This window comes from Mucilaginibacter sp. A3364 (genome assembly GCF_059690715.1).
Genome location: NZ_JCAWED010000001.1, coordinates 759,180 through 784,972, shown reverse-complemented (window position 1 = coordinate 784,972; position 25,793 = coordinate 759,180). Strand labels below are relative to the sequence as shown.

The window sequence follows — 25,793 nt, the reverse complement described above, 5'->3', positions numbered from 1 at the left end:
GAACAGACCACAAAATGTGCCGGATAGCAGGTATAATATCTGATAAACTAAGCCAAAACGAGCGCTACAACAAGGTTAGCGCCATGTGTAAGGCATTGCAGCATGGCGGCCCCGACGATGAAGGCATCCAGGCGTTTACAGAGGTCAGTATGGTCTTAGGCCATCGAAGGCTCTCTATTATAGATTTGAGTAAAAACGGACGTCAGCCTATGGCCGATGTAAACAACCGGGCCTGGATAAGTTTTAATGGCGAGATCTATAACTACCTCGAGTTAAAAGTTGAACTGACTGCAAAAGGCGCACAGTTTAGATCAAACACCGATACGGAGGTAATTGTACAGGCATACTTACATTGGGGCACACAAGGCTTTGCCAGGTTACGCGGCATGTTTGCTTTTGCGCTTTATGATACTGAAAGAGCGATAACCTATTTAGTACGAGACTCTTCGGGAGTTAAACCCTTATATTATTTCATCAATGACAGCGAACTAAGCTTCGCATCAGAGGTAAAGGCTTTAAAACAAGCCGGGGTAGCTACCGAAGCTAACAAAAACTGGCTTATTAAATTCCTGGCCTACGGCCATGTGCCCGAACCCGAAACCAACTTAAAAAATGCATTTAACCTGCCTAAAGGACATTTTCTTTGCTGGGACCACAACACCAAATCATATAATATAACTTCTTATCAAATAAATGCTTCAGCCAATAAAATAAACAACATTGAAGAGGCAAGGCAGTTAGTATTTACAAATTTAAAAGCCGCTATAAAACGCCAGCTAATAGCCGATGCGCCAATCGGTGTATTTTTAAGCGGGGGTATTGATTCAAGCCTTATTACACTGTTGGCCAACGAAGAAAAGCATGATCAGTTAAAAACGGTGTCGTTGTTTTTTAATGAAAAGCAATATGATGAGCATGCTTACCAGGAGTTAGTGGCTGATAAAATTAATGGCGAAAAATTTAATCACCTGGTTAAGCAAGCCGACTTTGAGCAATTTTTCCCGGAAATATTGAATGCAATGGATATGCCTACTACAGATGGCGTTAATAGTTGGTTTATTAGCAAATATGCGCATCAGGATGGATTAAAGGCAGTACTATCTGGCATAGGCGGCGATGAGCTTTTTGGTGGTTATCCATCATTTAACCGGATAAAATATATCAGCCACCTGCGTAAAATACCAACGTCGTTTTTAAAGTCGGTAGTAAATTTTGCTTCAGATCGTTACAAAAAAATAGCCTACCTAACCTATAAACATCCAGTTGCCGACTACCTTTTTTTACGCGGTTTATTCACTCCAATTGATATTGCAGCAATACTTAGCTGCAGCGAGCAAGAAGTATGTAGTGTTTTGTTTTCAGAAAACATTACGTCAAATTTCAGAGCCTATAACCCGGAGCAGGCTGCCTGGTTTGAAACCAATTTATATATGCAAAATCAGCTTTTGCGCGATACTGACGTAATGAGCATGGCGCATGGCCTTGAGGTACGGGTACCACTTTTGGATGAGGATTTTCAAAATATAGTAAACCGTATATCGCCCCAAATAAGGTTTGATAAACGCGTAAGTAAAAAATTACTTATTGACAGTTTTAAAGATATTTTACCGGCCGATGTTTGGAATAGAAAAAAAATGGGCTTCAGCTTCCCGTTGCAGGACTGGATGCGTGTTAACGAAGATATGACCGATGAAAACCGATACAGTGGATATAGCAGGCAAATCATCAAAAAATTTAATAACAACGAAGTGCATTGGTCAAAAGCCTTTGCACTTTACCAGGTAAATCGCCATGCCTAAAAACATACTGCTTTTAAGTTTACAAACATTTAGCACCACAGGCGGCATACAAAAAATGACCCGTACGCTTGCACATGCACTTAATGAAGTGGCGGCGCGCAATAACTGGGGATTTAAACTATGGTCGCTGTACGATAATAGTAATGATCTGATCCCTCAATATCTATCAGCCAAAAAATTTAAAGGCTTTACTATTAAGCGTGGCAAATTCATACTTGAATCATTAAAGCAGGTACCCAACACGGATGTTATAGTTATAACCCATGTAAATATGGCTATAATTGGTGTGTTGGCTAAAGCCATTAATCCAAAGTGCCGGGTTTGGCTTATAGCCCATGGTATTGAGGTGTGGCGGCCGCTATCGTACTTCAAAAAAAAGCTGCTTAATAGTTGTGATAAAATTGCTTGCGTAAGCACTTTTACCAAACATGAGATTGCCCGCTGGCACCCTATAGATACTAATAGGTGCGAAGTATTGAACAATGCCATAGACCCGTTTATGAAGTTGCCTGTCGACTTTAAAAAACCCGCGCATATACTGGAGCGGTACGGATTAAAATCCGACGACCTGGTGCTCTTTACCTTAACACGCCTTGCGGCTACCGAGCAATATAAAGGTTATGAGCAGGTGATCAAGATACTGGATAAATTAAAAGTTAAGTTTCCGCATATCAAGTACGTGCTATCGGGTAAACACGATCGTGTAGAAGAAGCACGTATAAAAGACATGATCAACAAACACGGCGTTGAACAACAGGTTGTGTTAACAGGTTATATTGAAGAAGATGAGCTAACCGAGCATTTTTTAATGGCTGATGCCTTTGTGTTACCAAGTATTAAAGAAGGCTTCGGGATAGTGTTTATAGAAGCCATAGCATGCGGTTTGCCTGTAATTTGCGGCAATGTTGATGGTAGTTTAGATGCTATCAGGAACGGAGAGTTGGGTAAGGCCGTTGACCCGGATAACCTGGTAGAACTTGAAGACGCAATAACATCAGCTTTACAAAATCCGCCATCAACAGATTTGCGTAAGCATTTGCAGGAACGATGCCTGCACTATTTTAATGAGGTCGATTATATTAACAAACTAGAAAATATGCTAAGAAATGAACCAACCAACTAAAGAAGATTGGGATATTGAGATTAGCGCTAAAGCAGGTTTGTTTAACCTTAAACTGCGCGATGTTTGGCATTACCGCGATCTGCTGGTATTGCTGGTGCGCCGCGATTTTGTATCGTTTTATAAGCAAACTATACTTGGCCCGCTGTGGTTCTTTATTCAGCCTTTGTTTACTACGGTAATTTATACCTTTATTTTCGGCAACCTGGCCAATATATCAACTGATGGTTTACCACAACCGCTTTTCTATATGGCCGGCATTACCGCCTGGAACTATTTTGCCGATTGTTTAACCAAAACGTCATCTGTTTTTACAACCAACGCTGGCTTATTTGGCAAAGTTTATTTCCCAAGGCTTATCGTTCCGTTAAGCATAGTGGTGTCAAACCTTATTCGCTTTGGCGTACAAATGCTTTTGTTTTTGGTAATTATGGGCGTTTACCTGGTTAAGGGCACTCCTGTTAATCCCAATAGTTATTTATTGTTGTTTCCGTTCTTATTATCGTTGATGGCAATGCTTGGCCTGGGATTGGGAATGATCATTTCGGCAATGACCACTAAATATCGTGACCTAAGCTTCCTGGTAACCTTCGGCATTCAGTTAATGATGTATTTAACTACTGTAGTTTATCCTCTATCGGTGGTAAAACAAAAATACCCCAAGTATCAATGGTTGGTTGAGTTTAACCCCATGACACCTATAATTGAAGCATTCAGGTATGGTTTTCTAGGTCAGGGTACGTTTACATTTACATCATTGGCAGTTACTACTGTTACCACCTTTATTATTTTATTAGCGGGTATACTGGTATTTAACCGGGTTGAACGCACATTTATAGATACTGTTTAATGCCTGTTGCTATAAAAGTAGAAGACCTGTCAAAAGCCTATCAACTGGGCGAAATTGGCACGGGCACACTTTCAAAAGATCTGGAACGTTTTTGGGCAAAATTGCGCGGCAAAGATGATCCCTACTTAAAGATCGGCGAAGCCAACGACAGATCTGTAAAAGGCGACAGCGATGTAGTCTGGAGCTTAAAAGACCTCGATTTTGAAATTGAACAAGGCGATGCTGTTGGCGTAATTGGTCGAAACGGCGCAGGCAAAAGTACATTGCTAAAGATATTGAGCAGGGTTACCGCCCCTACCACCGGATATGTCAAAGTAAAGGGCCGCATAGCCAGTTTGCTTGAAGTCGGCACCGGGTTTCATCCTGATCTGACAGGCCGCGAAAATATATACCTTAACGGTGCCATTTTAGGCATGCGCAAGGCCGAAATTAAACGCAAGTTTGACGAGATAGTAGCATTTTCGGGGGTTGAACGCTATGTTGATACGCCTGTAAAAAGATACTCGTCGGGCATGTATGTACGCCTGGCGTTTGCTGTTGCAGCTCATTTGGAGTCTGAAATATTAATAGTAGATGAAGTTCTAGCCGTGGGCGATGTTGAATTTCAGAAAAAATGTCTTGGCAAAATGAGCGATGTAAGTAAAGGCGAAGGACGCACCGTGTTATTTGTAAGCCACAACATGACGACTATTAGTTCGCTCTGCCAAAAAAGCATTTTATTGAATAATGGGAGCCTTTTAGAATATAACGATACCAATACGGTTATCAGCAGGTATCATAAAAGTGTTGTAAGCACCAGCCTGTTAAGTATTGCCAGTCGTACAGACCGCTCAGGCAACGGTGCAGCAAAGATCATGGCATTTGATATAAATGATCAGCCTTCTGATGGGAGTATCGGCAATAAAGAAACCTTGCAGTTTACGCTAAACTATGTATCGGACAAACAGGAGTTTTTTGGTAAAGTACTGATTGGTATTTACAACGAATTGGGAGCGCCCGTAATATTTTTTGACAGCGATACCATCACTGATATGCCATCAAAATATCCTGGCAACGGTACCTTAACTATTAATTTGACCAATGGCTTTGCGCTAACATCAGGCACTTTTAGTGTAAACATAGCCTTGTTTGTTGATACCGAAATGGCAGATTACATGCAAAATGCATACACCTTTAACATTATTGATGATGACTTTTTGGGTAGCGGAAAGCTTCCGGTGGGTCAATACATGTTTATCCCCCAACAAAGCTGGGCTATTAAAAGTAGTATATGATCATACCTGAGCACGAAATACAATATTCAGACTACTCCATACTTGATTCATTTGGTCGGGTATTTTTTTGGGAGGGTGGCGTATACCGTGGGTTAACAGATGATGGAATTACTGAACTAGAAGCACTGACAAAAACAGGTTTACTAACTGAGCTGGAAGAAAAGCAACTGATACCCACAACTGTAATTACCGACCACAGCACGAAGCATTTTAAAACGGTATTGCAGCATGATAAAATAAGCCCTACCAGTTTTGTATATGAGTGGCCTTTTGACATGATAAAAGCCGCAGGTTTTTGTATTCTGGATATTAATATCATAGCGGCTAAATACAACTATCAAACTGTTGACGCACACCCTTATAATATTTTATTTAAAGGCTGTCAACCCGTTTTTATAGATCTGGGAAGTTTAAAACCGATCAAACATCCTGATCAATGGGACGCGCTGGAAGAATTTTATGGTTATTTTAAATATCCTTTGGATATATGGAACCGTGCAGGCTACAAAATGGCCAAGTTGCTATATGACAGCGATCTGGCTTGTATCAGTACTACCGAATACAACAATCTGGTAGCGATACCTCAGCAATCCAGGCAATCAAAAGCTCAGCATTTGTTGAAACGCGCAAAAAACAAAATCTACAGGCCTACCATAAAACATGCATCATTAGCTGATAAACTGCAACAATGCAAAACCGAGCTAGACGGCTTACATCGTAGTAACATAAAAACGCAATGGGGTGATTATCATAACCATTATATCGCCAATGACGAGTTCACGATATCTGACAGGTTTAAACATATACTGCAGAAGCTAAATGAACTTAACATAGAAACAATTACAGAACTTGCCGGCAACTGGGGTTTGTTATCCCATTTAATTTTAGATAACACCGAGGTTAAACACATTATCTGTACTGACTACGATGAAAACGCGGCGAATAAAATGTTTAATCATTTTGCAAACTCCAAGCACGCGGACAGGCTTTCGCCGGCGTTGGTGGATTTTATAAAACCTATAGAACTAAGTAATGCCGGCCGACCTGCTATGCGGTTTCGCAGTCAGGCCGTATTAGCATTGGCTGTGACACATCATCTGATACTTAGCTACAAGTATGATGTTGATGTAATTTTCAAAAAAATATCCGAGTTTACTGATGAATACGCTTTTGTTGAGTTTATGCCTTTAGGATTATGGAATGGCGCAGAGGCCCCTCCTATTCCTGGTTTTTATAAACAAGCTTGGTTTACCCGGCATTTCGAAAATTACTTTTCGATAATTGCAGTTACGCCGATTGAAGAAAACAGGATATTATATATTGGTAAAAAGATATAGGCGTACACGCCTATAAACCAGGTAAACTTAAATATGGCCCAACTAATAGACCTTGTAACCCATACAGACAAACGCGGCAACTTAACGGTAATTGAAAAAGTAATACCGTTTGATATAAAGCGTGTGTTTTACATTTACGGTGTCGACGAATCGGTACGTGGTGGCCATAGGCACGTAAACACATTCCAGGCAGCAATCTGTATACAGGGAAGCTGTACCATTTACAACAACAATAAACTGATTGAGGAAGAGTTTGTATTAGATAAACCTTCAAAATGCCTCATTTTAAACCCTGAGGACTGGCATAGAATGTACAATTTTAGCCATGATGCCATACTAATGGTACTGGCTTCGACAACGTTTGATCCAAAGGACTACATATACCAGCCGTATGATTGAATATGAATCGTTAGCTAAGGTTAACGCTTATTTTAAGAGCGCTTATGAGGAGGCCTATAATGAGGTAATGCAATCAGGCTGGTATGTTTTGGGCAGTCAGGTGGCCAATTTTGAGCAAGAGTTTGCTGCTTATTGCGGCACCAAATATTGTATAGGTGTAGCGTCAGGCCTTGATGCAATTATGCTATCACTTAAAGCTTTTGATTTTGCAAAGGGTAGCGAAATAATAGTGCCATCAAATGCTTACATAGCATGTATATTGGGTGTTATCAATGCGGGGCTTAATCCTGTAATGGTTGAGCCTGATACAAACACATACAATATTGATCCCGCTAAAATTGAATTGGCCATAACACCAAAAACCAAAGCCATTTTAGCCGTTCATTTGTATGGTAAAATGTGCGACATGACTGCTATTACCAGTCTTGCTCAACGATATAACTTGAAAGTGGTTGAAGATTGCGCGCAAGCGCACGGCGCTATACACGATAATAAAAAGGCCGGTAGTTGGGGAAACACGGGGGCTTTTAGCTTTTACCCAACAAAAAACCTGGGGGCTATTGGTGATGGTGGCGCCATAACTACTGATAACGAAGACCTTGCTAAAAAGCTAATAAGCCTGCGTAACTATGGTTCAAGTCAAAAATATCATAACGATTATATCGGCTTTAATTCTCGCCTTGATGAATTACAGGCGGCATTTTTACGAAAAAAATTACCAAAGCTGGACGATATAAACACGCACAAAAATAAATTGGCCCAAATATATTTTAACATTTTAAGCGACAGATTTTTAAAACCAAGTATTCAAAGCAATAATCAGGACGTTTTCCATATTTATAACATAAGATGTGACCGACGCGATGAGTTAAAAAAGTTTCTTGCAGAGAAGCATATTATGACAGAAATACATTATCCAATCCCTCCCCACCAACAAATCGGTTATCGTTATTTATTTCCTAATCAACACTTTCCGATATCTGAAGAAATACATCAAACAACGTTGAGCCTTCCTATTTCCTTTTTTCATACTAAGGAGCAGATTGAGTACGTAGCTAATACTATTAATGACTTTAATTGACTTAAATGCGGTCGCTTAAGCGAATAATTAACCTTCTTATTCCGCCTATTTTTCCGGCAATTGCACGGCGCTTTCAGAAAAAAGAAAGGCCGCGCAGCATGTGGTCTGGCAATTATAACTCCTGGCAAGAAGTATTAAATGGAAGGACGGGATATAATGACAATGTTATTTTAGAAAAAAGTGCTGCTGCTTTAACTAAAGTAAAAAATGGAGAAGCTGTTTATGAGCGCGATAGCGTTATTTTCGACAATAAACAATACAGCTGGCCATTACTAACCGCATTACAAAATATAGCTCTCGAAAATGAAAACTTATGCGTACTGGACTTTGGTGGGAGCCTTGGCAGTACCTACTATCAAAATATAGAATTTTTAAAGCCAATAAAAAACCTTATCTGGTGTATTATTGAACAGGACAACTTTGTACAGTGCGGCAAAAATAGCTTTGAAGATGACAGGCTTAAATTTTATTATACCATTAATGAGTGCATACAAGAGCAAAAGCCTAATGTAATATTGTTAAGTGGTGTTTTACAGTATTTAGAAAAGCCCTACACTATTCTGAACGAAATCGTGGATTTTAACATTTCTAACATTTTGATAGATCGCACATCATTTATTGCTGCCGAACATGACATTTTAACTATTCAACGTGTTCCGGCAGAAATATATGAGGCCAGTTACCCTTGCTGGTTTTTCAACGAAGCTAATTTATTAGCCAATTTAAAACCCTATAAAAAGCTTTATGAGTTTAGCAGCTTTGCCGAAACAGACAGCTGGACCGAAGATGGCAAGCGTCTGTACTGGAAAGGTTTTTATTTAAAGCGCGCTTAGTTTGCAATACTTCGCAACTTACTTCGATATAAACTATCTGTCAAGAGGATTGGCATTATTATCGTCGCTGGTCAATGTATCATCCTCCTCTTTTAAACTGTTTATTTTGGTGTTGGATGATGATGCCGGTGCCTACTTCAATAGGCTTGATCATCAAAATGTAGAAGTAATAACATTAAAAGATATTGAAGAGTATTTTCCTGAGCTATTACAGGCCAAAAACAATCGGTCTAAAGTAGAATACTACTTTACCTTGAGTCCCTATTTACCATTATACATACTGAGCAAATTCCCCAGTATAGATCGTATCACTACAATGGATGCTGATCTGTATTTCTTTAGCGATCCGATAACAATACTAAACCATTACAAAGGCGCATCTATATTAGTTACGCCACATAATTTTAGCGATCTGATCATAGCGTTAGAAAAATACGGTAAGAACAATGTAAGCTTTCAAAGCTTTAAAAATGACAGCAATGCCATTGCTTGTTTAAATGACTGGCGGGAGAAATGCCTTGAATGGTGTTACGATTATTACGACGAAGTAAACCAACGATTTGCCGACCAAAAGTATTTAGATACCTGGAAAACAGATTTTAACAACGTTGAGGAAATAACTATTCCGGGCGCAGGTTTAGCGCCATGGAATATTGACAAATACACCTATGAGGTTCATTCAGGAAACGTATTGGTTGATAAACATCCGCTTATTTATTTCCACTTTCATCACCTACGGGTTTTCAACTACAATTTTGCTTTTAACGGTTTGGAGTATTATGGCGTAAATCCTAATAAAAAGGCAATAAAACTTATTTACCATACCTACTTAAAAAGTTTACGGAAAGCTGCAGCAGGGTTAGTTAATAACGAGAATAACATCCTCCGGAATAAAAACGTACTTACCAGTGGGTTTAAGGAAAAACTAAAAAGCGCGGATGGTTATTGGTTATTCACCTCTTGGTCTATCAGTCACATAAACCCCAATCGTTTGTATAGACGATTAAAATCAAAGTTGAAATTATAAGACCATGCTGATAACCGTTATAACTGTTAATTACAATGATAAGCAGGGTTTAAATACAACTATTAAGTCGGTTATAGATCAAACCTATAAACACATTGAATACATTGTTATTGATGGTGGCAGTACAGACGGATCAGTAGACGTTATCGAAGAAAACAGCGCCGGCATTACCTATTGGATATCTGAAAAAGACAGTGGCGTTTACGACGCCATGAATAAAGCGATTTTAAGATCAACCGGCGAGTATGTAATATTTTTAAATTCAGGCGATTATTTTTATAGTGATACCAGTATTGGATTATTTATTAAAAGTGGCTTAAATGCCGAAATTGTATACGGCGATACGGAGTGTGTATATAAAAGCAAAAGGTGGATACAAAACAATCCGGCGCAGTTAAACTTCTCTTTTTTTGCCGGTAATACTCTATCTCACCAATCTACCTTTATAAAGAAAACTGTTTTTGACAGGCTTGGGCTTTATCGCACAGACGTGAAATTCGTCTCCGACTGGATATTTTTTACAGAAGCAATTTGCCTTCATCAGGTGAGTCATAAATATTTACGGGAAGTAATATCATCTTATAACTTTTATGGTATGAGTTCGCTTCCCGAAAATTATGATCAGATAGTTGCCGAAAAGAACAACTACCTGGAAAACAAGTTCGGGCTGTTTATAAATGATTATCGCGAACTGATGACGCTAAGGCAAAAAATTGCCAACCTGAAAAATTCGCGCTTGCGACGATATCTCGCCAGGTTTTTTAAACAACTTGAATTATAGATCCTGAATTTTGATCATAGTTAAACTTCAAGGCGGCTTAGGTAATCAGTTATTTCAATATGCATTCGGCTTGGCCATATCAACCAGACTTCAAACGCAATTATTGTTTGATACATCTTTTTTTGATGGCCATTCGGGCCTAACTCCTCGCACACTCGAACTGGATAAAATAGTTGGCAACACCTTAAACATCGCCACCAAAAAACAAATAGAACTAACTACCAGGCACAGTATTATAAGGAAACTGCTGTACAAACCTACTTACTTTAAAGAACGGTCGCTACGCTTTGACGAAAATGTGTTTTCAGTTAAATCGCCGGCCTATTTTGAAGGCTTTTGGCAAAGTGAAAAATATTTTAAACAAATTGAGGATGACCTGTATACAAACTGTTTACAGTACGGAGTGCTGAATAAACAATCACACGAGATCGAATACGCGAACCCCTCAAAAACATCCGTCAGTGTACATGTAAGACGAGGCGACTACGTAAACTCAAAAACTACCAATGAGATACACGGTACGTGCAGCATAGCCTATTATCAAAATGCCATTAACACGATGAAGCAAAAAGTTGAGGCCCCTCACTTCTACTTTTTTTCTGACGATACGGATTGGGTTGAACAACACCTTTTGCCCTTAACAGCTAATGCAACGTTGGTTAACCATAATAAAGGCGATGATAGCTGGCAGGATATGATATTAATGAAAGAATGCCAGCATAATATAATAGCTAATAGCAGCTTTAGCTGGTGGGGCGCGTGGTTAAATAACAACGATGAAAAAATTGTTATTGCCCCACAAAAATGGTTCAAAAATGGGAATGACTATTTTGACGAAGCTGACATTGTCCCTGCAAGTTGGATAAGAATTGCAAATGACTGAGCCGCTGATATCCATAATTATGCCGACCTATAATGCCGAACGGTATATAGCAGAATCTATAACATCAGTAATTGCTCAAACTTACGCCAACTGGGAACTCATTATTGTAAATGATGGATCAACAGATGGTACAGAAACTATTGTTGACCAATACGCATCAACCGATGACCGTATTAAGATTATTAATCAACCCAACCAAAAACTTAGCGCGGCCCGCAATACTGGCATTGCAGCCGCGGCCGGCGAATGGGTTGCATTTTTAGATGCGGATGATATATGGTTGCCTGAAAAACTGGCTTTGCAGTTACGGGTTATCAATACCCATACTAATATTGGGCTTGTATTTGCAGATGGTTACATATTCAATGGTGATGATATTAATCACAACCAACCTTACGGTACTTTAAACGGCTATTTTACCGGTACACAAATGTATAAACGGGAGTACGAGGGCAACTACATACCAGTGCTTTCGGTACTGGTGCGCAAGGCCGTTCTGGATAGTATAGGCACGCAGGATAAACGTTTCATTGCCTGTCAGGATTGGGACTACTGGTTGCGCATTGCGGCAAGTGGTGTAGCTTTTTATGGCTTGGCCGATAAACTTTTTTATTACCGAAGGCATGACACCAACATGTCTAACGATACCGGTTTGATTAATTTTGAGAAGGCCTGTGTATTCGTAAAAAACTTCAACAAGGAACTATTAGATCAAGCGGACACAGCTAAACTTAAAGGCTTTTTAAAGATCACTATAAATGAGTTGCTAAGAAAAGGCCGCATTGATGATGCGCTATATTTAAACCGCCAATCAGCCCACATACTTAGCAATACCATCAGCAAACTAAACAGCTTTTTTATAGCTTTATTAAAACGTAATTCTTACCTGCCGGTGAGGCTACTGTTTAAAGTCGATAGCTTACTTTCAAGATAAATACAATGCCAATTATCAATAATTTACTGGCCCGTATCATGAATCGCTTACTGCTGATCCGTGAAAAACACAGGCTTAAAATTATTTTTAATAGTCCCAACATTAGCGGTGCCGAAGGACTACGGATTGAAGATTACTTTAGTGCTAATCTACCCGACGGCAATTTCAGCATTAAGTTTGGCCCTTATGTACATTTTAAAAACTATTGCCATATTTTGATTTTCCCTAAGGCAGAATTACAAATAGGCAACAACGTGTTCTTCAACAATTATTGCTCTATAAACTGCCTCGAAAAAATAAGTATAGGTGCCAATACCCAGTTTGGCGAAGGCGTAAAAATATACGACCATAATCATAAACACGAATTTATTAATGACGTATTGACCGTTCAAAAAGCTGAATTTACTACAGCGCCCGTAAGTATTGGCAGCAATTGTTGGATAGGCAGTAACGTAACTATTTTAAAAGGTGTTACCATTGGCGATAATGTAATAATTGGCGCCAACAACTTAATATACCAATCTGTACCCGCCAACTCCATTGTGAAGTTAAATAGTGAACAGGTTATACAAGTCCGCCCTTGAGCAGTACAGCTTCTGATAAAATATTATTCATAAGCCACCAGGCATCCCGCAGCGGCGCGCCTATAGTTCTTTTACATTTATTAAAATGGATCAAAGCCAATACCAGGCAGCAATTTGATATATTACTATTGGCTGATGGCCCGCTGAAAAGCGAGTTTGAAGCTATAGGGAATACTTATCTAGCCGAAAATATTTTTAATGCCAATAGCTTGGGCAACAAGATAAAAAACAAGCTTTTCAACACCAAAGCAGGTAGCATTACCCCAATCACTAAAAAGCTATCAGGCAACAATTACAAACTGGTATATGGCAATACAATTGCTAGCCTTCCCTGGTTAAGTGCATTTAAAACCCGATACAATGTAAAAACGGTTTGCTGCATTCATGAGCTGTCGTTTGCGTTAAGCTATTGTTTTGAGCATAGTTACATCAAAGAAAACTTGGAAAAGGTTGACCAAATCATAGCTGTATCAAACGCGGTAAAACAAAACCTGGTAGAGAGTTACCAAATAGCCGACTCTAAGATTGAGTTACAATACGAATTTATAGATACGAATGTTGAGATACCTCAACCTAAAGTACAAGCTAACAACACGTTTATTATCGGCACAGGAGGAACACCCGAATGGAGAAAAGGCACCGACTTAGTGGTACTGCTTGCCTTAAAACTGCTGGAAAAACATCCCGACTTTAACTTCAAAATAAACTGGTTAGGTGCTGATGACAGCAACGACTACGTGAAAAGCATCATTTACGATGCGCAGAAGTGTGGTATTAAAAATAAGATCGATTTTTTGCCTGTCACAGATAACCCGTTGGAAGTGATGAACACATTTGATGTATTCGTGCTCCTGTCTCGCGAAGATCCATTCCCGCTTATCGCGCTGGAAGCTGCATTCTTAAAAAAACCGGTCTTAGCATTTAGTGATAGTGGCGGCATTCCGGAGCTTCTTCAACAAGGTGCTGGTTTACTTGCCCCATATCTTGATATTGACATGTTGAGCGATAATATTCATCAACTATCAACAAATAATGAGCTTTATAATCGCATTTCAATGAAAGCTCATCAACTTGTCGCCGATAATCACAACAGCGATAAAGTGTCCTCCGGTATTTATAACCTGCTAACTCCGTTACTTAAATGATCTCTATCATTATCTGTTCGCGGACAGCAGAATTAAACGCCATACTGGCGGATAATATTAAAAATAGTATTGGGGTTGAGTACGAATTAATTTTGATTGATAACGCTGATAATCAATACGGCATTTGCGCGGCTTACAACAAAGGAGTGGCAATAAGCAAATACGATGTACTTTGTTTTATGCATGACGATATCAGCTATCATACGCAAAACTGGGGGCTAAATGTATTAGCACATTTTACAGCTCAACAGTTGGGCGCCATAGGCGTTGCGGGCAGCCCTTACTGTTCGTTTATGCCAGGTCCCTGGTGGGGCAGTGGTATATTGTACGAAAATTTACTACAAGGCAATCAATCGGGTGCAGTTGGTTTAAAAAACAACAGTAATGGTATTAAAGCCAGGCCGGCAATTTTACTTGACGGCGTTTGGTTTTGTGTGAGAAAAAGCCTTTTCACTACGATCAGCTTTGATGAGAAAAACTTTCCCGGCTTCCATTTTTATGATATGGATATCAGTTTGCAGGTACACCGGGCCGGCAGCCAGATTTATTGTGTTAACGACGTGTTGATAGCACATAATTCGCTGGGCAACGTAAATAGTGACTGGATAGAAGCCGCACTAAAATTTCACCAAAAATGGGAAAAGCAATTACCACTTACCAGCCTGGAATTAAATAGTACAGAAACCGGCACATTAGAATATAAAACACTCAATAGTTTTATACAGACCTGCGCGGCAAATGGCTATAACAATAAAACCATTTACAAACTGGCGCTTAAATACCTGGTCGGTTTCCGCAAAGGTTATTTGTTTTACAAAACGCCGGGCTATTTTATAAAATTTCTGTTCAAGTACTTGTTTAAAAAAGGTGCTCCCTTTTATAATTTTAGCTATTAATGCCCGAAAAGATCAATATCGATATTATAATCCTCAGCTACGCTAAAAGCAATTATTTGAAGGGGTTAACTAACCAAACTATCGAAACACTTTTAGCATCCGAAGATCCCGAAAAAATACAATTTAACGTTGTGGTGATCGAGTCGGAGAAAAGTTTGCAACCGTATCAGTTCCCCAATTCAAAAACTATATACCCCGAGGAGAAATTTGGTTTTCATAAATACCTCAATATCGGTATTAAAGCTACTATCAGTCCATACGTTTGTTTGTGCAACAATGACCTTATCTTCCATAAAAATTGGGCTACTGAAATAGTTAACGCTATGGACGCTGATCTTGCTATGTTAAGCGCTGTGCCTTACTGCCCTAATTTTCATGGTAAAGAAGGTTTTGAACAAAGCGGCCCACCATTAGAAGGTTACTTTGGCGTACTAATAGGCTGGTGTATTTTTGTAAAGCGTGAGATATTTGATACCATAGGCATGCTGGATGAAAACTTTGTGTTTTGGTACTGCGACTCAGATTACTCAAACACATTAGAGAAATTTCATGTTAAAAACTGCCTGGTACCAACATCTGTAGTTACCCATTTAGGTAGCGAATCGCTTAATACTGTAAACAAAGCCGAGTTTGATAAACTTACTCAACTGCCACGCATGTATTACAGTTATAAATGGCACCATCACTCCTACTTAAGGTATATTATAGAAACATCGCTTTTTCACCTAAAACGTTTATGGCCATTTTAGCATGACGAGACAAGTATTTGATCCAAATTACTCGGTCATAACCGTGGCAACCAATAGCCTTAACTATGTTAAGTTTGCTTTAAACTGCGCGCAGTCTGTACTGATACACAATGATATTACGGTTTACATCATATCTAACTTAAATTTTGATATTCCGGTTAAACTTCAAAGCCATGTACACATAGTTAAGGCGGATGATGATCAATCTAAATTAGGGATAGGGATAAAAACCTTTATCAATCAATACATTCAAACAGAACATACCTTATTTATAGATTCAGACTGCCTATGCTACGGCAGCCTTAAGCCAATATTTGACGCTTGTGAAGGCAAGGACGTAAGTGTTGCAGGCACCTTGGTAAACGCTGCCGAATGGTGTGGCGAACAACAGGCTAAAGTAATTGAAGAAAAATTCGGTATAACACAATTACCACGTTTTAACGGAGGATTATACTATCTGCGTAACAGCGAAAAAACCAAGCAGGTGTATGAACTGGCGCAAAGCATCATACCCGACTATGATTCATTTGGCTTTCATCGCATAAAAAATAAATGGATAAACGAAGAGGGCCTGATAGCTATAGGCATGATGGCACATAACCAAACACCAATACCCGATGATGGCCGCTATATGACCGATCTTTCAACCGATTCGCATCCTGCTAAGCTAAACGTGCTTAAAGGCACACGCCTGTTGCGTAACCCGGCTACTGGTAAGCCGAGGCATAGACCGTGGTATCCAGCCGTTTACTCGCCCATTGTGTTGCATTTTGGAGGGAGTAACAGCAGCTCGTACATTTACAGGTCGCAAGCGTTACTTTTAAAACTATATCAAAACGGTGTAGGTATTAATGTGGGATCTGCATTGGTAAATACATTCATTCATCTGCCCGCAAAAAGTTTACGATGGTTAATTGGCTTACTTCGAAAATAAATAACCAGTTGATCAAGCTTAACAAGCTTTGGTACAGCTACAAACTTGGCCGTTTCAAAACAACATTGAAGCAATGTGGCAGGGGCACTTTTATACAGTTCCCGGTGAGGTTTGAGGGGCCTGAACATATTGGCCTGGGGGCCAACGTATCTGTTAACGCATTTGTGCATATGTGGGGCCATGGGGGTATTACCGTTGGTGATAACTGCCTTATCGCATCGCATGTATCGATAAACAGCGTTACGCATGATAGCAGCGCTTCACGTTTTAAAGACAGCATTGTACAGAAACCGGTAGTGATAGGCAATAATGTTTGGATAGGCAGCCACGCGGTAATATTGCCGGGCATTACAATTGGCGACAACGCTATTGTGGGTGCAGGCGCTGTAGTAACTAAAGATGTGCCGCCCAATACAACTGTAGTTGGTGTACCAGCTCAAATTATTAAGCAACGATGAATTTTATAAAGCGCCTAATGCCCGACAAATTAAAACGCGAAGGCAAGTTTTTTTTGATGGATCTGTTGAGAATTCCATACTCGAAGCATGGCGTCCCGTTAGAAATTTTGAACCGGTTACCTAAAAGTAAAGCCATTACTTTTTTTGATATTGGCGCTAATGCCGGGCATTTCTCATTAAACCTTCTGGGCGAATATAAGGTGGCAAAAGGCGTGCTTATTGAACCGATACCTGCGCTCATTCCTACACTGGAGAGAAATTTTACAGATAAAAACACATTCACTATTATCAATGCGGCAGTATCTGATTCCATTGGCGAAACTCAATTTTATATCAATGAAGACTTTGATTCGATCAGTTCTTTATTAAAAATTCATGAATCGAGTGATGAACTGGCTTCGCTAAAAATAAAAACGGCTGTTGCTAAAACTGTTAAAACCCTAACGCTTGACAGTATAACGGCCGATCAACAAATAACCCATATCGACCTTATTAAAATAGACGTACAGGGGGCTGAGCACCTTGTATTAAAATCAGCCACAGATACGCTGAAAAAGACGAAGTTGATATATACAGAATTTTCATTTAAACCGCTTTACGAAGGGTCATCAGTTTTTATTGACCTTTACAACTTTCTTTATCAAAATAATTTTATGCTGGTGCAAATACAACCCGGGTATGCATCGTCAACTGGCGAATTATTACAGGGAGACGCCCTATTTGCGAACCGGGATATGATAAATGAAACACTATAACTTATCCTACATCATAGCCACCCGCAACCGCCTGCCATTTTTACGCATAGCACTGGAAAAACTAATAGCCGGTTTATTACCCGATGAGGAGATAGTGGTTGTTGATGGCAACAGCACAGATGGCGCTAAAGAATATCTAAACCAACTTTTCGCCGAAGGTAAAATACACCAGTTTATATCAGAGCCCGACCAAAACCAGGCACATGGCTGGAACAAGGCCTTACTAATGGCAAAAGGCACTATCATCAAAAAAATTATTGATGATGATGTTTATGATTATGCAGCCATTCGTAAATGCGCCGTTCAAATGTTAGATAATGGACAGATCGATATCTGTATATCTAACTGCCTTTCTACACACCTGTTATCGCCTGATAAAATCAATATCGCTAGCCGGGCTAATCAATACGACCAATGGAAGCATGGTAAGGTAGCCTCGTTTAGCTTTAGCGACGTTTCAATGCTTATCCGACGAAGCTCATTAAGCTACCTGGGCCTGTATGATACGCAGTTTACGATGATGGATTGGGAATATGCCTTACGCTGTTCGTACCTAAAGGCAAATATTTTATACTATTTGGGTTGTAACGCACTTACCGTAGGCACCCCGGGCAACGTGACCTCAAGAACTGCCGGGGAGCGCCTGAAAGCAGAAGGTGCCATAGGTAAACTAAAATATAATTATGCCGGCGACCGCACCGATATCTCGCTCTATTCTGAACTGAAAATTGCCATCGGTAAAATAATATATACGGATAAAAGCGCCGAATTGGCGGACGCGGATCAATTGAAAAATATTTCCTTCGAGCAATTACAGGATCTATACACAAGCCTATATCAGCACCTGGAAAACTATAACACAACAAAAGAGGGTAATTTTATTTAATGTCGAAAAAAACGATAAAAATTAAGTTCCAAAACGGCATCAATTACCAGATAGCACTAAACGAAATTTTAAACGTTGTAGCCGACGAGTTTGATTTTGTAGAAAGCGAGGATCCTGATTTTATCTTTTTCGGCCCATATGGAAATGATATTCCCGCACCCGGCACTTATACCCGGATAGGTTATTTTTGCGAAAACATTGCACCGCAACTGGATATTTGTGATTGGGCCTTTGGTATACCTGCAGAGGGTGAAGTTAATAACCCCAGGTATAAACGCATACAATGGCACAATTTAAGCCCCGACAATCTGGTAAAAAAACGGGTTGATGCAGAAGCGGTTTTGGCTTCAAAATCCGGGTTTTGCAATTTTTTGTATTCTTACCCTGTACCCTACCGCGAAGAGTTTTTCAGGCAATTATCAAAATATAAAAGAGTTGATGCACCTGGCAAAAGCATGAATAACATGCCGCCCATTAACAATACGCAAGCCGGTAAATGGGGTGCCAAACATAACTTCCTTTCGCAATATAAATTTACCATAGCTTTTGAAAATTATGTTTATCCCGGCTATCAAACCGAAAAGCTGTATGATGCCATGCTTTGCCAAAGTATCCCTATTTACTGTGGCGACCCAAACATTGGTGAAATATTCAATACCAAAAGCTTTGTAAACGCGGCCAATTTCGTCAACTTAAATAATTCACCAGCCGTAAATTTCTTGCAACGCAAAGCACAATTGAACTTTACCGACATAAGGCCGATGTATTTCAAATCGCCGATGGACAGGGTGCAACGCAAGTTGAAGGCGCTTGGCAAAAACCTGAAAATGAAGATGCAGTTTAATAAGCTTGATTTCACCGGGCTTATTGACAGGATAATTGAACTGGATAGCAACGATGAAAAATATATGGCCATGATAAAACAACCATGGTTCAATAACAACCAAGTGCCGGCCGGGACATCCTTACGCGATCGGTGGATCGAGATATTTTCGGGAGGTCAAATTTGATGGTGAATTTGCCATTGGTATCCATCATCATTCCCCTTTATAATGCCGAAAAATATGTCGCGCAAACTATTCAATCTGCCACTGATCAAACGTGGCCGAATAAAGAGATCATTGTTATCGACGATGGATCGACAGATAATTCATTAGCAGTTGCCAGGCAATATGAAAGTGGCTTGGTTTCTGTTTTATCGCAAACCAACAGTGGCTCGGGCGCTACCCGAAATTATGGGTTACAACGGGCAAAAGGCGAATACATCCAATTTTTAGATGCCGACGACCTGCTAAGTCCTGATAAAATAGAGGAACAGGTTAAGCTGCTTATTGACAACCCAGGCAAAGTAGCTGTTTGTAGCACGGTGCATTTCCATACTGATGAAAACCCATATGAAGGCAAGCCTACACCTTACGAGGAAGCTTTTTTATTTGATACGGATAACCCTGCTAACTTTTTAATCAAGCTATACGGTGGCGAAGAAGGTCGTGGGTCAATGATACAAACCAATGCCTGGTTATGCCCGGTTAGTGTGATCAAAAAGGCAGGTAATTGGTCTGAGTTTTATTCGCCTGATGATGACGGAGAGTTTTTTTGCCGCGTGTTACTGGCCAGCGAAGGGATAATTCATACCAAAAACAACTATAACTACTACCGTAAATTTAATAGTAATAATAACCTGGCCGGTATCAAAACGGCTAAAGCACTACGTGGCAAGTTTCAATCATTTTTATTAAAGAAACAGTATCTAACCGCAGCCACTGATAACCCAAAAGCAAAGAAATCACTTGCCCATAGCGCGACAGAATTAGCAGTAGATAGCTACCTGGTTGATAAACAACTGTACAAACAGATAATGTATGAGATAAAGCAACTGGGCGGCACTTCATACATACCTGTTTTAGGCGGGCCGAAGATCGAGGTAATAAAAAAATTATTCGGCTGGCGATTAGCGAAGCTGATCCAACATTACTTAAGATGATGCGCGGTATACACAATGATCAATAAAAGTGTAGTAACAGTTGCTGTTGGCAAACCATATTATCTGCAATTGGCGCAAAACCTGCTCAATTCTTTCCTGGTTTGGAATAAGGATAATGATATCGTCTTCCTGTTGCTTACGGACAATGCCAACTTTTACGCACCCTATAGCGACAATAAAAAAGTAATCATCAAACAAATTGAATTAAGTGACAACGATAAATCATTCACCTCAAAATTCTTGCTGTTTGATCATTGCGTAGGTACAGAAAACCTATTTATTGATTGCGACTGCCTGGTTTATAAAAACATCGACTTCGTTTTTGAATCGTTTAAAAGCAATAGTTTTTCAGCTATTGGCAATAACATTACCACCGGTAATTTCTTTTGCGATGTAGCCGCAACGCTTGATCGCTTCGGCATAATGGCGTTACCCAAATTTGTAGGTTCGGTATACTATTTTAAAAACGACGATAAAGCAAAGCAGATATTTGAAAAAGCCATCGAATTAAAAAAAACCTACGATGAGCACGGCTTTATTCGCCTGAGGGGTAAAGAGAACGAAGAGCCCTTATTTGCTGTCGCGATGGCGCTATACGGGGAAACTTTGCTTGAAAATGATGGTCGTGTCAAAGCCGATCTGATGTATTACCGAACTGTACACGCCAATATTTTGAATGGCGATGTAAAAGCAACAAAGCCTATCACAGCAATAACGGGAGGCGAAAATATACCTACCGAAACAAAACCTGCTATACTACATTTTAATGGTTCGTTTACGGATACCTATCACTATTGGGCTGAGGTCTATCGCTTAAATAATAGCCATAAACCGGCGGTGAATTTAAAGGCTTGGGCTATTTATGTAGTACCCAATGCAGTTAAAAATAAACTAAAATCAGTATTCAGACCCGTGTTTCACATGCTGTTCGGTGCACGAAAAGTGCGCGGCAGCCAAAGAATTTAATGAGGATATTTCTATCTTTTCTGCAATCGCAAACACAACATCCAATACCGGCCTATGGCTTTTGGGAATATTATATAAAAAACGGCATAGAAGAAGCTGGCCATGAATGGATAGAATGCCCTGATGTAGACTGGGCAAAAGGACTGGTACCTCAAAGCAAACAAGCTCATCAAAACTGGAAGCAAGAGGCCTGGGAGAAAACAACCGCTTATCTAAAGAAAAACCCTGCCGACCTGTTTTTAGGTTACCTATATCCTGAACAGATCGACATTCGGTCTATACAGCAACTACAAAAGGCAGGCATACCCTGCGTTAACTTTTTTTGCGATAACGTGCGGGAGTTTACGTCAATGCCCACACAATTTGGCGTGTTTGATTTGAATTGGGTGCCGGAGTATAAAGCCATCAGCCGATATAAAAAAGCGGGCTATTCTCACATCAATCTGCCCATGCCTATGTGGGTAAAACCTGAGTTGCGTTCTTTTCAAGCCCAAACGAATGACCGGGTGACATTCGTCGGCTCAAAAGATTTACAGCGCCAATTGTTATTTGAAGAAATAACAAAACTGCACCCAACAATACCTCTTGACATTTACGGCAACGGCTGGGTAGCTGATGAAGTTAACATACTTACAAATACCCCCTCTTACGGACTGGCCCAAAAAGCACTGTTCCAACTAAAATCGCTCAACAAATACGGTATTTCTGGATATAGGGAAAAATTGAAAGCACGAAGCTATAGCGGGGAGTTAAGCGCCATACTAAAATCAAAAGTAAACGTTTCGCTAAACGCCGATCTATATAACCAACTTACAGCGGGTAGCATGATAACAATAGGTGTAAACCGATACCCCTCTTTCTTCTATCCTGCCGAAAAACCCAATACCTATTCGCGGCTCCGTGATATTGAAGCCCCAATGCTGGGCGCTTGTTATTTAACAGAGTGGACCGAAGGTATTGAGGAATTATACGACGTAAACACAGAGATAGCAACTTACAAAACCGCCGACGAGCTTTTACAGCAGGTAGACAGGTTGCAAAAAGATGAGCATCTGCGCACACAACTAAAAGTGAATGGGCAAAAACGATCTCTTAGCGATCATTCGATTCCGGTTAGTATAAATAAAATAGCTACGACCCTGGGCTTAAAATAGTGAAACGCATACACCTTTATTATCGCCAGCAACCTGCAAAGGACAGATTTTTACCCGGCGACAGGCATATTATTCCTAAGCTTCGCGACTTGATAAAAGGTAAGCGTACATCGGGCATAAAAAAGGTTTTTGTTAATCTGTGCAAGGGTTTTGATGGGTTACATGTAGATTACGATATCAACCTCACTTTTAATCAAATAAAACCCAACGAGCCGGTTGTGGTACTGGGTAATGGCGCTTATTCACTTGAGGGGTATCAACAGGTTAATCCCATTATTGCAGGTATAGGCCTGATGACCCATCCTGCCGACTGGCCAAACCTATTCACGCAATATCCCGTAGCGAAATACCTCCAACATTCCACCTGGACCCAGAATTTATACGTTCCATATTATGGCGCCGAAAATTGCGACACATGGCCGGCGGGGATTGATACAACCCAATGGCAACCCGATGCAGGCATTGATAAAAAATACGATATCCTGTTATACGATAAGGTCATGTGGGATAGGGATGCGACCCGCGAGGTATTGTTAACTCCTATCCTGGAAAAGCTTACCAACATGGGTTTAACTTATGCAACCATTGCCTATGGCAGCTATAATGAACCCCAGTACCGAGAACTATTAAAGCAAAGCCGCGCTATGATATTTTTGTGCGAGCACGAAAGTCAGGGTTTTGCCTGTTGCGAAGCTTTAGCCATGGACGTCCCCGTGTTTGCATGGGATCAGGGCCTTTGGCTGGATCCCAACCGTTTCAAATGGGGCGAACCGCAGAACGTACCCGCTACATCTATCCCGTTTTTTGATGACAGATGTGGCTTGTCATTTAAAGATATCACGGGCTTTGAATCGCTGATACATACTTTTTGGCATGATGTACTCGCAAATAAATATCATCCCCGGGCTTATATCATGGAAAACCTCACGCTAAAAAAAAGCGCGCAACGGATGCTTGACATTATAAAAAGCGTTTATCCATGAAAATACTCCTGATCATGGATCCGGGCATACCTGTACCACCTACACTTTACGGGGGACATGAAAGGCTTGTTTACCTTTTTGCCGAAGAATATACCAGGCTCGGCCACGAGGTTACGCTGCTGGCAGGGCCAAACTCGCATTGCAGCGGTACTACTATTACGTTTGGTGAAAACGATCTGGATCGCCCACGGTCTGCAAAAAATAAGGAAATGCGATTTGTTTGGAAATACCTTTACCGTAACCGGAATAGGTTTGACCTTGTGCATAACTTCGGCAGATTAATATATCTCTTACCTATACTGAACGCTAAAGTAAAAAAGATAATGACCTACGGCCGGCCTGTATCTCAAAAAGGTATCAGGATCATGAACGCGCTACCAAATCGTAACTTAATATTCACCGCATGCAGCAATTATTGTGTTGGTACCGGAAACGTAGCAGGCAAATGGGAAACGGTTTACAATACGATTGATTTCTCGTCGTACCGGGTTAATACATTTGTTGATGTTGATGCGCCTTTGATGTTTTTAGGGCGTTTGGATAAAATCAAAGGTGTACATACAGCTATCGCGGTAGCAAAAGCAACTAAGCATAAGCTCATTATTGCGGGCAACATACCAACAACTACTGATAACCTCCAGTATTTCAAAACCGAAATAGAACCCTTAATGGATGGGGACCAAATAACTTATGTAGGGCCGTTAAATGACGACCAAAAGAACACCTATCTGCAACAAGCCAAGGCTTTACTTTTTCCTATTGAATGGGACGAACCTTTTGGTATGGTGATGATTGAAGCTATGGCCTGCGGTACGCCGGTAATAGCCTTTAAAAGAGGATCGGTACCCGAAGTAATTGACGAGAATGTTACCGGTTATATTGTTAGTGATAGGCACGCAATGGCAGAGCGAGTTTCAAAGATAAGTAACATCGACCGTGCACAATGCAGGCAGCATGCCGAATCAAGATTCAACGTGGATGTTATTGCCGCCCAATACCTTAATTTGTTTAGTAAAGCATGATCCAAAAGATACTGAATAAAATAAAACACGAATTACAGTTTGGCAACACGCACTACTACACGCGTGTAAAAGAGAAGCTGGCCAAAACCCGCTATCGCCACCTGCTACAGAAAAAAATCGAGGCCCTGTCGCCAATACCCGTTAACGGCGAAGGCAGTAAGTTAACGTTGGCTATACTAGCCAACAAGAAAAACCTATTTGAATCATTAGCCACGCTTTACAGTTTTTGCTTTTGGACACGTGATATCCAAGTTCATTATCATGAGGACGGAAGCCTAAATGATGAGGATATTTTGGTGATAGAGAAACTATTCCCGGGCATTACCGTATTCAAAAAATCGGCGGAAACGCCTAAAGTTACTGATTTACTTACCAAGGCTGGTTACGATAATTGCGCTCAATTACGTGGTCATTTTTTGTTCTCCATCAGGTTGTTTGATATGCTGATAGAGAAGACTACGCCCTATTTATTACAACTTGATTCGGATGTTTTGTTTTTTGATGACCCAGTTGAATTATCGGACATTGTGGCTAACGATACGCATAACGGCGCTTATAATTTAGATAACGGCAACACCTATACCTTTTCGCCTGATATTATTGCGAAGTATCTGACTGTACCGGTGCTTGACAGAGTGAATGCAGGAGTATTCCTCCATAATTTCGATGAAGAGCTTTTTGCATTTGCCGAAAATATTATCAAAAACGAGCCACAGTGCACCTCATCGTGGCACTTGGAACAAACGCTGTTTGCCCTATATGCCAGCCACAAAGGCAATTTTCTGGCGTTACCAAAGCAATATGACCTCACTAAGAAAGAACGCAACCTGGGCAATAAAATAACAAGCGAGCATTACTGCCATAATACCGGGTACGATTTTCATAAAGATTTTATCTACAAGCTTTTTCCCTTGTACGTCAAAAAGTAAGCATCATCAAAAAAGCGGGAAAACGTATTG

At 40.3% G+C, this 25,793-nt stretch carries 26 protein-coding genes and 1 pseudogene; all 27 read left to right on the top strand.

Annotated elements, in window-relative coordinates; all coding sequences use genetic code 11:
• The first annotated feature begins 14 nt into the window (after positions 1–14).
• Complete coding sequence (gene asnB / locus AC59JT_RS03395) at positions 15–1,799, top strand: asparagine synthase (glutamine-hydrolyzing) (RefSeq protein WP_497396137.1); 1,785 nt, start codon at positions 15–17, stop codon at positions 1,797–1,799.
• Positions 1,792–2,922 carry a glycosyltransferase family 4 protein gene (locus AC59JT_RS03390; RefSeq protein WP_497396135.1) on the top strand — a complete coding sequence of 377 codons (1,131 nt, stop codon included), beginning with the start codon at positions 1,792–1,794 and terminating at the stop codon, positions 2,920–2,922. The genes asnB and AC59JT_RS03390 overlap by 8 nt, the downstream gene beginning before the upstream one ends.
• Entirely contained in the window at positions 2,906–3,769 is an 864-nt protein-coding gene (locus tag AC59JT_RS03385) for an ABC transporter permease (RefSeq protein WP_497396133.1), read from the top strand. Before AC59JT_RS03390 ends, AC59JT_RS03385 begins: the two co-directional genes overlap by 17 nt.
• Positions 3,769–5,043: an ABC transporter ATP-binding protein gene (locus AC59JT_RS03380; RefSeq protein ID WP_497396131.1), complete on the top strand. Its 1,275-nt coding sequence runs from the start codon at positions 3,769–3,771 to the stop codon at positions 5,041–5,043. The genes AC59JT_RS03385 and AC59JT_RS03380 overlap by 1 nt, the downstream gene beginning before the upstream one ends.
• Positions 5,040–6,380, top strand: a complete 1,341-nt coding sequence (locus AC59JT_RS03375) for a hypothetical protein (RefSeq protein WP_497396129.1) — start codon at positions 5,040–5,042, stop codon at positions 6,378–6,380. Before AC59JT_RS03380 ends, AC59JT_RS03375 begins: the two co-directional genes overlap by 4 nt.
• 33 nt (positions 6,381–6,413) lie before the next feature.
• Complete coding sequence (locus tag AC59JT_RS03370) at positions 6,414–6,779, top strand: sugar 3,4-ketoisomerase (protein ID WP_497396127.1); 366 nt, start codon at positions 6,414–6,416, stop codon at positions 6,777–6,779.
• Positions 6,772–7,860, top strand: a complete 1,089-nt coding sequence (locus AC59JT_RS03365; RefSeq protein WP_497396125.1) for a DegT/DnrJ/EryC1/StrS family aminotransferase — start codon at positions 6,772–6,774, stop codon at positions 7,858–7,860. The genes AC59JT_RS03370 and AC59JT_RS03365 overlap by 8 nt, the downstream gene beginning before the upstream one ends.
• A 5-nt stretch (positions 7,861–7,865) precedes the next feature.
• Entirely contained in the window at positions 7,866–8,693 is an 828-nt protein-coding gene (locus AC59JT_RS03360; RefSeq protein WP_497396123.1) for a methyltransferase, TIGR04325 family, read from the top strand.
• A 1-nt stretch (position 8,694) separates the two neighbouring features.
• Positions 8,695–9,720 (top strand): hypothetical protein, encoded by a 1,026-nt coding sequence (locus tag AC59JT_RS03355; protein ID WP_497396121.1) that lies wholly within the window; start codon positions 8,695–8,697, stop codon positions 9,718–9,720.
• 4 nt (positions 9,721–9,724) lie between these two features.
• Positions 9,725–10,501, top strand: a complete 777-nt coding sequence (locus AC59JT_RS03350; protein WP_497396119.1) for a glycosyltransferase family 2 protein — start codon at positions 9,725–9,727, stop codon at positions 10,499–10,501.
• A 10-nt stretch (positions 10,502–10,511) separates the two neighbouring features.
• Complete coding sequence (locus tag AC59JT_RS03345; protein ID WP_497396117.1) at positions 10,512–11,384, top strand: alpha-1,2-fucosyltransferase; 873 nt, start codon at positions 10,512–10,514, stop codon at positions 11,382–11,384.
• On the top strand, positions 11,377–12,318 hold the full coding sequence (locus AC59JT_RS03340; protein ID WP_497396115.1) for a glycosyltransferase family 2 protein: 942 nt from the start codon (positions 11,377–11,379) through the stop codon (positions 12,316–12,318). Before AC59JT_RS03345 ends, AC59JT_RS03340 begins: the two co-directional genes overlap by 8 nt.
• 5 nt (positions 12,319–12,323) lie before the next feature.
• Positions 12,324–12,902, top strand: coding sequence for an acyltransferase (locus AC59JT_RS03335; RefSeq protein WP_497396113.1), 579 nt, complete (start codon positions 12,324–12,326; stop codon positions 12,900–12,902).
• Entirely contained in the window at positions 12,899–14,047 is a 1,149-nt protein-coding gene (locus AC59JT_RS03330; RefSeq protein ID WP_497396111.1) for a glycosyltransferase family 4 protein, read from the top strand. Before AC59JT_RS03335 ends, AC59JT_RS03330 begins: the two co-directional genes overlap by 4 nt.
• Positions 14,044–14,943, top strand: coding sequence for a glycosyltransferase (locus tag AC59JT_RS03325; protein WP_497396109.1), 900 nt, complete (start codon positions 14,044–14,046; stop codon positions 14,941–14,943). Before AC59JT_RS03330 ends, AC59JT_RS03325 begins: the two co-directional genes overlap by 4 nt.
• Positions 14,943–15,692, top strand: coding sequence for a glycosyltransferase family 2 protein (locus tag AC59JT_RS03320; protein ID WP_497396107.1), 750 nt, complete (start codon positions 14,943–14,945; stop codon positions 15,690–15,692). Before AC59JT_RS03325 ends, AC59JT_RS03320 begins: the two co-directional genes overlap by 1 nt.
• Before the next feature lies 1 nt (position 15,693).
• Positions 15,694–16,626 carry a hypothetical protein gene (locus tag AC59JT_RS03315; RefSeq protein ID WP_497396105.1) on the top strand — a complete coding sequence of 311 codons (933 nt, stop codon included), beginning with the start codon at positions 15,694–15,696 and terminating at the stop codon, positions 16,624–16,626.
• A gap of 296 nt (positions 16,627–16,922) precedes the next feature.
• Positions 16,923–17,084, top strand: a pseudogene (locus tag AC59JT_RS03310) (DapH/DapD/GlmU-related protein); the annotation flags it as partial.
• A gap of 56 nt (positions 17,085–17,140) precedes the next feature.
• On the top strand, positions 17,141–17,839 hold the full coding sequence (locus AC59JT_RS03305; protein ID WP_497399329.1) for an FkbM family methyltransferase: 699 nt from the start codon (positions 17,141–17,143) through the stop codon (positions 17,837–17,839).
• A complete protein-coding gene (locus AC59JT_RS03300) occupies positions 17,826–18,725 on the top strand; it encodes a glycosyltransferase (protein ID WP_497396103.1) in 900 nt (299 codons plus the stop codon). Before AC59JT_RS03305 ends, AC59JT_RS03300 begins: the two co-directional genes overlap by 14 nt.
• The gene (locus AC59JT_RS03295; RefSeq protein ID WP_497396101.1) at positions 18,725–19,735 is read left to right on the top strand and encodes a glycosyltransferase family 10 domain-containing protein; all 1,011 of its coding nucleotides are present in this window, start codon (positions 18,725–18,727) and stop codon (positions 19,733–19,735) included. Before AC59JT_RS03300 ends, AC59JT_RS03295 begins: the two co-directional genes overlap by 1 nt.
• Positions 19,735–20,709 carry a glycosyltransferase family 2 protein gene (locus AC59JT_RS03290; RefSeq protein WP_497396099.1) on the top strand — a complete coding sequence of 325 codons (975 nt, stop codon included), beginning with the start codon at positions 19,735–19,737 and terminating at the stop codon, positions 20,707–20,709. Before AC59JT_RS03295 ends, AC59JT_RS03290 begins: the two co-directional genes overlap by 1 nt.
• Positions 20,710–20,724: 15 nt before the next feature.
• A complete protein-coding gene (locus AC59JT_RS03285) occupies positions 20,725–21,675 on the top strand; it encodes a hypothetical protein (protein WP_497396097.1) in 951 nt (316 codons plus the stop codon).
• Complete coding sequence (locus AC59JT_RS03280) at positions 21,675–22,829, top strand: glycosyltransferase family protein (protein ID WP_497396095.1); 1,155 nt, start codon at positions 21,675–21,677, stop codon at positions 22,827–22,829. Before AC59JT_RS03285 ends, AC59JT_RS03280 begins: the two co-directional genes overlap by 1 nt.
• Positions 22,829–23,812 carry a glycosyltransferase gene (locus AC59JT_RS03275; protein WP_497396093.1) on the top strand — a complete coding sequence of 328 codons (984 nt, stop codon included), beginning with the start codon at positions 22,829–22,831 and terminating at the stop codon, positions 23,810–23,812. Before AC59JT_RS03280 ends, AC59JT_RS03275 begins: the two co-directional genes overlap by 1 nt.
• Positions 23,809–24,834 carry a glycosyltransferase family 4 protein gene (locus tag AC59JT_RS03270; RefSeq protein WP_497396091.1) on the top strand — a complete coding sequence of 342 codons (1,026 nt, stop codon included), beginning with the start codon at positions 23,809–23,811 and terminating at the stop codon, positions 24,832–24,834. Before AC59JT_RS03275 ends, AC59JT_RS03270 begins: the two co-directional genes overlap by 4 nt.
• Complete coding sequence (locus AC59JT_RS03265; RefSeq protein WP_497396089.1) at positions 24,831–25,763, top strand: hypothetical protein; 933 nt, start codon at positions 24,831–24,833, stop codon at positions 25,761–25,763. Before AC59JT_RS03270 ends, AC59JT_RS03265 begins: the two co-directional genes overlap by 4 nt.
• Positions 25,764–25,793 lie beyond the last annotated feature (30 nt).